Annotated in this window: 10 protein-coding genes; 8 read left to right on the top strand and 2 right to left on the bottom strand. The window is 74.8% G+C overall.

All coding sequences use genetic code 11. The features are described 5' to 3' along the window. Positions 1–95: 95 nt before the first annotated feature. From AB0910_RS14120 to AB0910_RS14085, 8 genes are all read left to right on the top strand, one after another. Entirely contained in the window at positions 96–1,487 is a 1,392-nt protein-coding gene (locus AB0910_RS14120; RefSeq protein WP_366744849.1) for an MSMEG_0569 family flavin-dependent oxidoreductase, read from the top strand. A gap of 14 nt (positions 1,488–1,501) precedes the next feature. Continuing rightward, a complete protein-coding gene (locus AB0910_RS14115; RefSeq protein ID WP_366744848.1) occupies positions 1,502–2,317 on the top strand; it encodes an amidohydrolase family protein in 816 nt (271 codons plus the stop codon). Positions 2,318–2,391: 74 nt separating this feature from the next. Continuing rightward, a complete protein-coding gene (locus AB0910_RS14110) occupies positions 2,392–2,913 on the top strand; it encodes an MSMEG_0572/Sll0783 family nitrogen starvation response protein (protein ID WP_366744847.1) in 522 nt (173 codons plus the stop codon). Between the two features lie 10 nt (positions 2,914–2,923). After that, positions 2,924–4,033: an MSMEG_0568 family radical SAM protein gene (locus AB0910_RS14105; RefSeq protein ID WP_366744846.1), complete on the top strand. Its 1,110-nt coding sequence runs from the start codon at positions 2,924–2,926 to the stop codon at positions 4,031–4,033. A 7-nt stretch (positions 4,034–4,040) separates the two neighbouring features. After that, positions 4,041–5,516, top strand: coding sequence for an MSMEG_0567/sll0787 family protein (locus AB0910_RS14100; protein WP_366744845.1), 1,476 nt, complete (start codon positions 4,041–4,043; stop codon positions 5,514–5,516). After that, positions 5,513–6,373: a carbon-nitrogen hydrolase family protein gene (locus tag AB0910_RS14095; protein WP_366744844.1), complete on the top strand. Its 861-nt coding sequence runs from the start codon at positions 5,513–5,515 to the stop codon at positions 6,371–6,373. Before AB0910_RS14100 ends, AB0910_RS14095 begins: the two co-directional genes overlap by 4 nt. An 18-nt stretch (positions 6,374–6,391) precedes the next feature. Then, complete coding sequence (locus AB0910_RS14090; protein ID WP_366744843.1) at positions 6,392–7,279, top strand: carbon-nitrogen hydrolase family protein; 888 nt, start codon at positions 6,392–6,394, stop codon at positions 7,277–7,279. Then, complete coding sequence (locus AB0910_RS14085) at positions 7,276–8,367, top strand: MSMEG_0565 family glycosyltransferase (protein WP_366744842.1); 1,092 nt, start codon at positions 7,276–7,278, stop codon at positions 8,365–8,367. The genes AB0910_RS14090 and AB0910_RS14085 overlap by 4 nt, the downstream gene beginning before the upstream one ends. A 20-nt stretch (positions 8,368–8,387) precedes the next feature. On the opposite strand, the gene AB0910_RS14080 is transcribed toward AB0910_RS14085, so the two are convergent. Together AB0910_RS14080 and AB0910_RS14075 are read right to left on the bottom strand one after the other, a co-directional pair. After that, complete coding sequence (locus AB0910_RS14080) at positions 8,388–10,775, bottom strand: GH92 family glycosyl hydrolase (protein WP_366744841.1); 2,388 nt, start codon at positions 10,773–10,775, stop codon at positions 8,388–8,390. 165 nt (positions 10,776–10,940) lie between these two features. Further along, positions 10,941–13,361, bottom strand: coding sequence for a SpoIIE family protein phosphatase (locus AB0910_RS14075; RefSeq protein ID WP_366744840.1), 2,421 nt, complete (start codon positions 13,359–13,361; stop codon positions 10,941–10,943). Between the last annotated feature and the right edge of the window lie 19 nt (positions 13,362–13,380).

The following is a 13,380-nucleotide window of genomic DNA, read 5'->3' as shown; positions in this document are numbered from 1 at the left end:
ATCTGCCGCCGGTGAAGTAGTGGCCGTAAGCGGTACTGAGGCCACCGGGCACCTGCCCCGGCGGCCCGCCCCGGAATCCCGCCCGGAGGTGGCGCATGCCCGACTCCACGACCATCGGCACACCCGCTGCCGCGCTCCTGCCGTCGAAACCGGCGGCCCCGTACGCCCCCGCCCCCGGCTCCCACCACCCCGTCGCCGTCGTCGGCGGCGGCCAGGCGGGCCTGTCCGTCAGCTACTGCCTGCGGGAGCGCGGCATCGACCATGTCGTCCTGGAGTCCCACCGCATCGGCCACGAGTGGCGCACCCGGCGATGGGACACCTTCTGCCTCGTCACACCGAACTGGCAGTGCAGGCTGCCGGGGCACCCCTACCGCGGCGACGACCCCGACGGCTTCATGGTGCGCGACGAGATCGTCCGCTACCTGGAGGAGTACGCGGCACGCTTCCAGCCGCCCGTGGCCGAGGGCGTGACCGTCGAACGGCTGCGCCACGGCGCGCAGGGCGCCTACGAACTGCGCACCACCGCAGGGGAGTTCACCGCCGACCAGGTGGTCGTCGCGACCGGCCCCTACCACCGGCCCGCCGTGCCCCGCCTCGCCGAGCGGCTGCCCGCCGCCGTGCACCAGCTGCACTCCTCCGAGTACCGCAACCCGCACGACCTGCCCGAGGGCGCCGTCCTGGTCGTCGGCACCGGCCAGTCCGGCTGCCAGATAGCCGAGGACCTCCACCTCGCGGGCCGCGAGGTCCACCTCGCCGTCGGCAGCGCGCCCCGCGTCGCCCGCACCTACCGCGGCCGCGACTGTGTCGCCTGGCTCGACGCCATGGGCCACTACGACAAGACCGTCGACTCCTTCCCCGACAGCGACGCCGTCCGGATGCGCGCCAACCACTACGTCACCGGCCGCGACGGCGGCCGCGACATCGACCTGCGGGCCTTCGCGCGCGACGGCATGCGGCTGTACGGGCGCCTCACCGGCGCCGACGGGGCCTCCCTCGCCTTCGCCGACGACCTCGCCGCACACCTCGACCACGCCGACGCCGTCGCCGAGTCCATCAAGGACTCCATCGACGCCCACATCGACGCGTACGGCATCGAAGCCCCCGCCGAAGCCCGCTACACACCGGTGTGGCGGCCCGCGCCCGCCGGCAGCCCCGCCTCCCCGCACACCGCGCTCGACCTCGGCCGCGCCGGTGTCACCACCGTGGTGTGGGCCACCGGCTTCAGCCGCGACCACCGCTGGATCGAGGTGCCCGTCTTCGACGGCCGCGGCTACCCGATGCACCGGCGCGGCATCACCAGCAGGCCCGGCCTCTACTTCATCGGCCTGCCCTGGCAGCACACCTGGGGCTCGGGACGCTTCGAGGCCGTCGGCAGCGACGCCGCCTTCCTCGCCGGGCACATCGACGCCGCCCGGCGCGTGGCCGACGTGTGCGGCGCCCTCACCGGCGCGCCCACCGCCCTGTCCGCCGCGCTCCCCGTCGGCTGAGAGGACACACAGCCATGCACCACGACGCACACCGCCACATCGGGGTCCTGCCCGCCCACCCCTTCTACGGCGGCCCGCCGGTCCACCCCGACACCACCGCGCGCGCCACTGTCAAGGAACTCGTCGCCGACCTCGACCGCGAGGGCACGGAACGCGCGCTCGTCCTGCCCAACTACGGCGTGCCCGACCCGTCGGTCGCCTTCACCTTCAACGAACTCGCCCTGGAAGCAGCCCAGTGTGACGACCGGCTGCGCGCCGCCCTGTGGGTGTCGCCCCGGCCGCAGGACGCCGGGCGCACCGAGCAGGCCCTCGCCCTCGCGGGCGAGGACGGCGTACGCGCCCTCAAGCTCAGCTTCCTGCTCGGCGGCCACCCCACAGACCCGGCCTGCCGCCCCCAGCTCGACCGCATCTTCGCCACCGCCGAGGCACACCGCCTCGTCGTCCACATCCACACCTCGCCCGGCGCCGCATCCGACATCGACCAGGTCGGCCGGCTCGTCGAGTGGTACGGCGACCGCGTGCGGATGCACCTCGTGCACTTCGGCGGCGGCATGAGCGGCCACATCAAGCTCGTCGGCTCCCGCTTCTTCGACTGGATCGACGCGGGCAAGCAGGTCTACACCGACCTGTCCTGGGCCATCGGCTTCGCCCCGCACTGGCTCGCCCGGGAGATCGAGCGGCGCGGCAGCGGCCACGACCGGGTGCTGTTCGCCAGCGACCAGCCGTGGGGCGACTTCGCGGGCGAACACGCCCGCATGGCCGCGGCCGTGGGCGACGGCGAGCTCGCCCGCCGCGTCTTCCGCACCACCTTCGCCGACCTCTACGACTGACCGCGCCCCGCCCCAGACCACCCCTCCCCACTGCCCGTCCGCACACCCACCCACCCACACCCAGGAGACCCACCATGTCAGAGACCGCAGAGCTCACCGAGGTGGAGCAGAAGTCGCTCGCCGAGATCGCCCACCCCTCCCTGCCCGAGGGCTCCACGATCTACGGCACCACCAAGGTCTTCCCCGACTACAAGGCGGAGGACGGCGAGACCTACTTCACCCTCGTGCACGGCATCGCCCACGAGTCCTCCGTGAGCTTCGTGGCCGTGCTCCAGGCGACCCGCGCCCTGCGCAAGGGCTTCGAGACCGCCCTCTACTTCTACGGTCCAGGCTCGCTCAACTGCCTCGCCACCCGCGGCTTCCCGACCACCGGCAACTCCGCGTTCCCCGGCGAGCACAACATCAACAACCAGCTCAAGACCTTCATCGCCGAGGGCGGCAAGGTCTACTGCTGCCGCTTCGGCCTCTCCCTGCACGGCGCCCGCGAGGAGGACCTCATCGAAGGAGTCATCCCCACCCACCCGCTCGACGTCCAGGACGCGCTGATCCACTACGCGCGCAAGGGCGCCATCATCAACTCGACCTACCAGCTGTAGGAGGTACGCGGTGAGCGCCGACACCGGAACGGCCCGCGAGGCCGCACAGCACGCGAACCCCGTGGACGTCCGCATCCTGACCCGCGCCGACCTCGCCCTGCGCGGGATCAGTACGGACACCCCCCTGAGGCGTCCCGACGGAGCGGGACCGAGCGACGACGGCCACGTACGCGTCGACGGTGTGGGCGCCGCCCTGCCCATCGACCCGGCGAGCCCCTACGCCGTACGGGATGGCAGGGTCTGGCTCGGTGAGGACGACACCGGCCTGACCCTGACCCCCGTACGCAGGCCCCGGTTCTACGACCTCGCCACCGCCGACGGGGTCCCCTACGAGCACATCGCCAGGCTGCACGGCACCGACGTGCTCGCCACCACCGTCGTACAGACCTGCATGCGCTACGCCGAGAGCGACCGCTGCCGCTTCTGCACCATCGAGGAGTCCCTGCGCGCCGGCGCCACCGTCGCCGCCAAGACCGCCGCACAGCTCGCCGAGGTCGCCGAGGCCGCCGTACGGCTCGACGGCGTACGGCAGATGGTGATGACCACCGGCACCACCACAGGGCCGGACCGGGGCGCACGCGCCCTCGCCAGGTCGGTGCGCGCCGTCCTCGGCGCCGTGCCGGGGCTGCCCGTCCAGGTCCAGTGCGAACCACCGGCCGACCTGCGCTGGATCAGTGAGCTGCACGACGCGGGCGCGACCGCCATCGGCATCCACGTCGAGTCGCTCGACGAGGGCGTGCGCCGCCGGTGGATGCCGGGCAAGGCGAGCGTGCCGCTCGCCGCCTACGAAGAGGCGTGGGACGAAGCGGTCCGCGTCTTCGGCCGCAACCGCGTCTCCACCTACCTCCTCGTCGGACTCGGCGAGGACCCCGACGAGCTGATCGAGGGCGCAGGACGGCTCGTCGACCGGGGCGTCTACCCGTTCGTCGTGCCCTTCCGGCCCATGCGCGGCACCCTCGCGGCCCGCGACGGGGCCGCGGCGCCCGCCGCCGACCTGCTGGCCCGCGTCACCGCCGCCGTCGCGGCGAAGCTGCGCGCCGCCGGCATGCGCGGCGCCGACCAGGGTGCGGGCTGCGCCGCGTGCGGCGCCTGCGGCGTCCTGTCCACGGCGGGCGGGTGAGCGGGCCGTGACGACACTCGACGGCGGACCCCCGCCGCTGCCCCACGCGGCACCGCCGCAGGACATCCTCGCGCTGCTCGGCGACCGCAGCACCCTCACCGCGCGGCGGGGCGCACCGCCCGCCTTCCGCGTCGAGGAGGCCGAGGACCCCGCAGCCCTCGGCGCCTACCGGCGGCTGCGGCACGACGTGTTCGTCACAGAACAGGGGCTGTTCGAGCGGCACGACCGCGACGGGCACGACGACGACCCGCGCACCCTCAGCCTCGTCGCACGCGACCCGTCGGGCGCGGTCCTCGGCGGCGTGCGCCTCGGACCCGCGCAGAGTGGCGAGGACATCGGCTGGTGGGCCGGCGGCAGGCTCGCCGTCCACCCCGCAGCCCGGCACCGCGGCGGCGTCGGCGCCGCCCTCGTCCGCGCCGCCTGCGCCCGCGCCGAGGCGGCGGGCGCCCTGCGCTTCGACGCGACCGTCCAGGCCGCCAACGAGGCGCTGTTCACCCGCCTCGGCTGGCAGAGCGTGCGCCCCCTGCGGCTCGCGGGCCGCCCGCACGTCCTCATGCGCCATCCCGTCGGCCGCCTGCAGGCGCTCGCCACCGCTGCCAAGGGCCCCCTCGGGGACCTGCTCTCCGCGCTCGCGGACGGCGCGCCGGGCACCCTCGGCGGCCCCGGATACATCGGCGACGACGGCGCGCCCGTACCCGGGGGCGGCGGCCTCGTCGCGGCCTGCGACGCCATCCTGCCCTCGCTCGCCGAGCGCGACCCCGAGTGGGCCGGCTGGTGCTCCGTCCTGGTCAACCTCAACGACCTCGCCGCGATGGGCGCGCGGCCCGCCGGGCTGCTCGACGCCGTCGCCGCGCGCGACCTGCCGCACGCCCGCCGGCTGCTCGGCGGGCTCGCCGACGCCGCCGCCGCGTACGGCGTGCCCGTACTCGGCGGCCACACCCAGCTCGGCGTGCCCGCGGCGCTGAGCGTCACCGCGCTCGGCCGCGCCACCCGGCCCGTACCGGGCGGCGGCGGGCGCCCCGGGCACCGCGTCCGGCTCACCGCCGACCTCGGCGGCGGCTGGCGCCCCGGCTACCACGGCCGCCAGTGGGACTCCACCACCCGCCGCACCACGGCGGAACTCACCGCCATGCTCGGCGCCGTGGCCGCCGCAGCGCCCGCCGCGGCCAAGGACGTCTCCATGGCGGGCGTCGCCGGGACCCTCGGCATGCTCGCGGAGGCCGGAGGCTGCCGCGCCGTGCTCGACGTCGCCGCCGTGCCGCGGCCGCCGGCCGCCACCGCCGGGGACTGGCTCACCTGCTTCCCCGGCTACGCCATGCTCACCACCGACACGCCCGAGCGGTCCCGCGCCCTGCCCGCGGGCCCCGCGACGAGCACCGAGTGCGGCGAACTGACCAGTGGAGAAGGCGTCGGGCTGCGCTGGCCCGACGGAGAGATCACCGAAGCGGTCACCGCAGCGGTGACCGGAATGGGGACCGCATGACCACTCTGCGCATGGCGGCGTCCGCCGCCGCGTTCGGCCGCGACCTGGAGGCCGACTTCGCCACCGTGGCCGCCGTCATCGCCGAGGCGCGGGAGCGCGGCGTACGGCTGCTCGCCCTGCCCGAGGCGTGCCTCGGCGGCTACCTGCTCAGCCTCGACACGCCGGACGGCGCGGGTGACGCCGGGCCGCCGCCGCTCGACCAGGACGGGCCCGAGATCCGGCGGCTCGCCGCGCTCGCCCGGGAGATGACCGTGATCGCCGGATACTGCGAGGCCGACGGCGGGCAGCGCTACAACAGCGCCGTCTGCGTCACCGGCGACGGCGTACTCGCCAACCACCGCAAGGTGCACCAGCCGCTCGGCGAGAACGCCTCCTACGCGTCGGGCGACCGCTTCGACGCCTTCGACACGCCCGTCGGCCGGATCGGCATGATGATCTGCTACGACAAGGCGTTCCCCGAGGCCGCCCGCGCCCTCGCCCTGGACGGGGCCCGCATCGGCGTCTGCGTGTCGGCCTGGCCGGGCGCCCGCACCCGCCCGGCCGCCGACCTCGCCAAGGACCGCTGGAAGCGCCGCTTCGACCTGTTCGACCGGGCCCGCGCACTGGAGAACCAGATGGTGTGGCTCTCCGCCAACCAGGCGGGCACCTTCGGCTCGCTGCGCTTCGTCGCGGGCGCCAAGGTCGTCGACCCCGGCGGCGACGTGCTCGCCGACACCGGGACGGGCCCGGGACTCGCCGTCGCGGAACTCGACGTGGACGACGCCCTCACCACGGCGCGCCGCGCCATGGGGCACCTGCGCGACCGGCGCCCCGACGCCTACCCGCCCCTGTCGCTGCCCGCGCCCGCACGCGCCTGAGCCGGAGGACCGCCCCTCATGGACAGCAGAGCCGCCCCGGGCCGCGCCCCGCGCGGACCCAGACCGCCCGGCACCGTAAGGATCGCCGCCGCGGCCGCCCACTTCGGCCGGGACCTCGACTTCGACCTCGCGCGCATCGGCAAGATCGTCTCCGACGCCCGCGAGCACGGCACCGACCTCCTCGTCCTGCCGGACGCCGCGCTCGGCGGCTACCTCGCCGACCTGCGCAGCCCCGACCCGGACGCACTGCCCGACGCACTCAAGCCCGACGACCCGCTCATCCACGAGATCGCCCGTCTCGCGCGGGAGATGGTGGTGTGCGTCGGCTACTGCGAGGCGGCGGGCGCCGCCCGCCACAACTCCGCCGTGTGCGTCAGCGGCGACGGCGTGCTCGGCCGCCACCGCAAGGTCCACCTCCCGGCGGGGGAGACGGTCGCCTACACCCCGGGCGACCGGTTCGACGCGTTCGACACCCCCGTCGGCCGCATGGGCATGCTCATCGACTACGACAAGACGTTCCCCGAGTCGGCCCGCAGCCTCGCCCTGGACGGCGCGACGGTGCTCGCCTGCCTCTCCGCGTGGCCCACCAGCCTCACCAACCGGGCGCCGCGCCTGGCCCAGGACCGCCAGGCGCGCCTCTTCGACCTTTACGACCAGGCGCGCGCCGCCGAGAACCAGGTCGTCCTCGCCTCCGCCAACCAGACAGGCGCCATGGGCGGCATGCGCTTCCTCGGCCAGGCCAAGGTGGTCGGTCCTGGCGGCGACATCCTCGCGCGCACCTGGTCCAAGGCGGGGCTCGCCGTCGCCGAGCTCGACGTGGCCGCCGAGATCGACCGCGCCCGCCGCATCCTCAGCCACGTCGACGAACTGCGCCCCGCCGCCTACCGCACCGGACGGCCCGTATGAAGGTGGCCCTGCTCAGCTACTCCACCAAGCCGCGCGGCGGCGTGGTGCACACCCTCGCGCTGGCCGAGGCGCTCGCCCGCACCGGGCAGGACGTCACGGTGTGGACGCTGGGCCGCGACGGCGACCACGGCTTCTACCGGCAGGTCGACCCCGCCGTCCGAACCCGCGTCGTCCCCTTCGCCCCGGGCCCCGGCGAGGAGACCGTGGGGGAGCGGGTGCTGCGCTCCATCGACACGCTGCGCGACGCGTTCGCCCCGCACGCCCGCGCGTACGACATCGTCCACGCGCAGGACTGCATCAGCGCCAACGCCGCCGGCCGCTGCGTGCGCACCGTCCACCACATCGACCACTTCACCACGCCCGAGCTCGCCGCCTGCCACGAGCGCGCCCTCGTCGAGCCGTACGCCCACGTCTGCGTCTCCCGCTCCGTCGCCGGCGAACTGCGCGCCGGCTGGGGCATCGAGGCCGCCGTCATCCCCAACGGCGTCGCCTACGAGCGCTTCGCCACGACCGACCCGGCCGCCCGGGCCCGCAGGCGCGCACAGCACGGCCGCTACGTCCTCACCGTCGGCGGCATCGAACCCCGCAAGGGCTCCCTCGACCTGCTGGAGGCGTACGCGCTGCTGCTGGAGCACGACCCGGCGCTGCGGCTCGTCGTCGCGGGCGGCGAGACCCTCTTCGACTACCGGGACTACCGCGCCCGCTGGGAGGCCAGGGCCCGCGCGCTCGACGTGGCGCCCACCGTCCTCGGCCCCGTGCCGGAGGACGACCTGCCACCCCTGGTCGCGGCCGCCGAGGCGTTCGCCTTCCCCTCGCTCAAGGAGGGCTTCGGGCTCGCCGCGATGGAGGCGCTCGCCGCAGGCGTGCCCCTGGTGGTGCGGGACCTGCCCGTGCTGCGCGAGGTGTTCGGCGGCGCCGCGCGCTTCGCCGCGCAACCCGCCGCCCTCGCGGGCGAACTCGCCGCCGCCGTCGACCCGGAGGACCCGGACAGGGCGGCGCGCCGCTTCGCGGGCCGCCGCCTCGCCGCCCGCCACACCTGGCGCGCCGCGGCCCTGCGCCACCTCGGCCTCTACGAGAAGCTGGCCTGAGCCCGGGCCCCCGGCCGCCGTCAGCCCCGGCCACCGCCCCCGAACGGGCGCGCAGGCGGCACCGGGCGGGTGCGCGAAGGCGGCGCCTGCCGCGGGTCGCTGCCCCACTCCTTGTCGGGCTCCGCCCCCATCACCAGCGTCAGCCGCCCGCCCGACACGATCTCCTCGTGGGTGATCCACGCCCGGTCAAGCACCCGCCCGTTGAGCCGCGCGGAGCGGATGTACGGGTTCGCCGTCGAGTTGTGCCGCGCCTCCACCGTGAAGCGCGTGCCGCGGCTCGTGGTGAACACCGCCTCGTCGAACAGCGGGCTCCCCAGGGCGTACACGCCGCTCGCCGGGGCCACCGGATAGAAGCCGGACGCCGCGAGCACGTACCACGCCGACATCTGCCCGCAGTCGTCGTTGCCGGCGAGCCCCGCGGGACCGGTGGCGTACGCGTACGCGCACACGTACCGCGACCACTTCTGCGTCAGCCAGGGCGCGCCCGCGTGTACGAACATGAACGCCATCTGGTGCACCGGCTCGTTGGAGTGGTTGTACTTGTCGTTCCACTTCATCATCTCGTCCGGCGGCGTCTGCTCGAACATGCCGTCGAGCCGCGAGACGAACGCGTCGCGGCCGCCGAGCAGTGCGATCAGGCCCGGCACGTCGTGCGGCACGTACCAGCCCTGCTGGTCCGGGTTGGACTCCACGCACCCGTCCTGGTCGCCCATCCACGAGCCGTCCGCGTTGCGGCCCCTGAACCAGCCCGCGTCCTTGTCGAAGACGTTGCGGTAGTTGCGCGACGTGCCGTCGAGGCGCCGCGCGTCCGCGTGCCGTCCCGTCGCCTCGGCGAACCGGGCCAGCGCGTAGTCCGCGTACGCGTTCTCCAGCGTCTTCGACAGGCTCGTGTCGACGCAGTAACCGAGCCGCGTCCAGTTCTCGAAGTCGTTCCTGTTCGACCTCTCCGCGGGGCCGAGCGCCACGTCGCGGCAGTACGCGTACGCCTTGTCGGCGTCGAAGCCGCGCACGCCCTTCACATACGCCTCGGAGATGATGTTCACCGCGGGGTCGCCGACCATCGTGTCGGTGTCCGTGCCCAGCAGCTCCCAGCGCGCGAGCCCCTTCACCGCGCCCGAGTCCGTCAGCGCGAGCAGGGTGTTGACCTGGTCGCTCACCGTCTGCTCGTCGATGATCGTGAGCAGCGGGAACTCGCCGCGGAAGACGTCCCAGCCGCTGAACACCGTCCGCTGCGTGAACGGGTCGTGCCGCACGGGCCCCTCGCCGAAGCGCGATGCGCCGTCCGCGTCGCTGGAGATCCGTGGGTCGATCATGGTGTGGTACAGCGCCGAGTAGAAGATCTCCCGCTGCGTGTCCGTACCGCCCTTGACCGCGACCCTGCCGAGCGCGCCCGCCCAGGCGCCGCGGGCCGCCGTGTGCGCGCCGTCGAAGTCCCAGCCGGGCAGTGAGTCCCGCAGATTGCCCCTGGCGCCCGCGACACCGGTGAACGAGACCCCGGCCTTCACCAGCACCTGCTGGCCGGCGCGCACCGGGAACTCCACGAAGAACCCGGCGCTCTCGCTCGCGCTGCTCTGCTCCGTGGCGCCGCGGCGGACCGTGTCGCCGTCCCAGGTGCCGAGCGGGCCGACGGGATGCTGGAAGCGCATCGAGAAGTAGACCGTGTACGCGGGCCCGTTGCCGCAGATCCAGCCGCCGCCCGAGCGGTCGGCCCGCATCGAGCCCTCGACGGTGTACGGGTCGGCGAGCCGCAGCTCCTGCGCCACCGAGTGCGAGCCGTCGAAGCCGACGCGGCGCGCCAGGTCGACCTTGATCCGGCCCGTGCCCGCCTCCCGGAAGGTGAACCGCAGCATGCCGGCGCGGCGCGCGGCGGTCAGCTCGGCGCGCACCGCGTACCGGTCGAGGTCGACGGCGTAGTACCCGGCACGCGCCACCTCGGTCTCCTTGCGGAACGGGCTCTTGGCCGCGTCCCTGCCGGTGACCAGGTCGCCGGTCTCCGGCATGACCTGGAGGTTGCCGAGGTCGCCGTAGCAGCCGATGCCGCCGAGATGGAGGAAGCTGAAGCCCTCGATCGTGGTCATGTCGGCCGAGTAGCCGCTGCCGTTGTCGCCGCCGCTGACGGTGTCCGGGCTCAACTGCACCATGCCGAACGGGGTGTCGGCGCCCGGGAAGGTCTTGCCGCAGGCGGTGTCCGGGGAGGTCGTCAGCGCGCCCGTGAGCGGGTTGACGAGGTCGACCGGCGCGGTCGCGCGGCGCACGGTCGCCGCCGCGGCCGCCGCACGGGAGACGGGCGCCGCCGGTCCCGCGGCCTCCGCGCGGCCTGCGGCCCCGAGGGCGACGAGCGCGCCCGCGCCGGTCCCGGCGAGGAACGTGCGCCTGTTGAGCCGGCTCTCAGATCGGTCCCGGTCCACGGTCCGTGCCTCCACGCTGGATGCTGACAACGTTGTCTGAGTTCGGGTCAACCTCCGCCATCGGCGGTCCGCTGTCAAGAGTCCGCGCAGATCCCGCGCCGGTCGTGCCCCGACGCGGCGGGCGCAGGGGGCCGGCCCGGCCGGGATGGCGGGCCGCCGTGGGGGTCAGCCCAGGGGGAAGCCCGCCTCGTCGCCCACCACCGGGAACCCCGTGGCACCGTCGCCCAGCGACTGCTCGGTCCAGATGGTCTTGCCCTTGCGGCCGTAGCGGCTGCCCCACCGCTGCGCGCACTGCGCCACGATGTAGAGGCCGCGCCCGCCCTCGTCCGTGTCGCCCGCGCGCACCAGCCGCGGCTGCGTGTTGCTCGGGTCGGAGACCTCGCAGATCAGCACGGAGGAGCGGATCAGCCGCAGCCCGACGGGCCCACCCGCGTAGCGCACCGCGTTGGTGACCAGCTCGCTTACGATGAGCTCGGTCGTCAGGCTCAACTGCCCCAGGTCCCAGGCGTCGAGCTGCTCGTCGGCGAGCTTGCGCGCCTGGGCGACCGCCTCGGGATCGGCGGGCAGCTGCCAGATCACGGTGTCCGAGGGCGGCACGACCCGCGTACGGGCCATCAGCAGCGCGACGTCGTCCCGCGGCTGCCGGTCGCCCAGGGTGCCCAGGAGCCGGTCGCCGAAGTCCCGCAGGCCGGTGCCGGGGCGCCACGACTCGGCGAGCCCGTCCCTGACCCGTTCGAGGCTCACGTCCGCGTCGAAGTCCGTGAGGGCGAGCAGGCCGTCCGTGAACAGCGTGAGCACGCTGCCGGGCGCGGGTTCGAGCGTCACCGACTCGTACGGCACGCCGCCGACGCCGAGCGGGGGCCCCGGCGGCGCGTCGACGAACTCGGCTCTCCCTTCGGGCGAGACGAGGACCGGCGGCGGCTGCCCCGCGTTGGCGAGCGTGCAGCGTCCTGCGATGGGGTCGTAGACCGCGTACAGGCAGGTGGCGCCCACCGCGTCCTTCTGCTCTGCGCTCGTCTCCGCGGCGAGGCGCTGGATCAGGTCGTCGAGCCGGGTCAGCACCTCGGCGGGCTCCAGTTCGAGGTCGGCGAGCGTGAGGATCGCGGTGCGGAGCCTGCCCATGGTGGCCGTGGCGGGCAGCCCGTGCCCGATGACGTCGCCGATCACCAGCGCGGCCCGCAGCGACGGCAGGCTGACCACGTCGAACCAGTCGCCGCTGATGTCCGCGCCGCCGGTCGCCGGCCGGTAGGTGCCCTCGGTCTCCACCGCGGCCATGTCGGCTGCCGCGCGCGGCAGCAGCCGCTCCTGCAGCGAGACGGCCGCCCGGTGCTCGCGCGCGTAGCGGCGCGCGTTGTCCAGGCCGAGCGCGGCCCTGGAGACGATCTCCGTCAGCAGGACCAGCTCGTCGCTGTCCATCGGCTCCGGCCTGTCGGTGCGCCACACGGACACCGTGCCGAGGCCGAAGCCCCTGGCCAGCAGCGGCGCGACCGCCACGGACGTGGCGCCGTCGGGGATGAAGCGCCGCGCCAGCTCCTCGGTGCGCAGCTCCGCCGCGACCTGCTCCCGGGTGAGGGTGAGGAGCTTGCCCTGTTCGAGGCGCTGCGTCTGCACGCTCTCCGGCAGCGGCGGATAGACGTCGCCCGGCCGCAGCAGCTCCGGCTGCAGGACGCCCGCCTCGCCCGCCATGGCCGTCCTGGTCAGGCCGGGCGTCGTCCAGCCGAGCAGCTGCGGCGGGGTCTCCCCGGCGAGCACGCCCTCCGCGAGGTCCACCGTCACGAAACTGCCGAGCTCGGGCACGAGCACGTCCGCCAGGTCCTGCGCGGTGCGCCTGATGTCGAGGGAGGGCCCGATGAGCTCCGCCGCCTTCTGGAGCAGCGCGAGGTGCCTGCGGTCCCGGCTCTCCTTCGTCGCGTCGTACGTGAGGACGGCGACGCCGTCCGGCGAGCCGTCGCCGTCGTCGAGCCGGAAGGCCGAGACCGACGCGATGGGAGAGGGGCCGCCCGGCGCGTCGGCCGGCCGCAGCCGCTGCACCTTGCTCAGCACGGGCGTGCCGGTGCGCAGCACGTCCGTCAGCAGGCGCCGCATGGTCGCGGCGTCGGGCTCGTAGAGCCGGGCCGCCCAGTCGTCGCCTTGCGCGGAGGTGCCCGCGAGCACCGTCGGGGCGGTGTTGGCGCGCAGCCGCCGCTGGTCCTGGTCGTGGATCGCCACGCCGATGCGGTCCTGCGCGAGCAGCGCCTGGAAGAACGAGATGCCCTGGGCCCACTCGGCCGCGGTCCCCGCCGCCAGCGCGATCAGCACCCGGTGGCCGTGCGGCGGCACGGGCACCACGCCGTAGGTGATGTCCCGGCCCCCGACCGCGCCGCGCCCGATCCGCACGGCGTCCGCAAGGGCGACCGTGCGGCACCTGCCCGACGGGGAGACCATCTCCCACAGCGGCACGCCGACCGCGTCGTCCGTGCCGCGTCCGAAGAGTCGCGCCGCCTCGTCGGACCAGGACACCACGGTGCCCTCCCCGTCCAGTACGGCGACAGCGACGGACTCGATCCGGAATCCCCCCTGAAGGACGCTGCCCTCGTCAGATTCCACGCTGGCTCCTCTCGCCAGG

The sequence above is a fragment of the Streptomyces sp. NPDC047002 genome (assembly GCF_040704505.1).
In the GTDB taxonomy this organism is placed as follows: domain Bacteria; phylum Actinomycetota; class Actinomycetes; order Streptomycetales; family Streptomycetaceae; genus Streptomyces.
The sequence above is the reverse complement of the archived record's forward strand: the minus strand, read 5'-3'. Positions and strand labels throughout refer to the sequence as shown.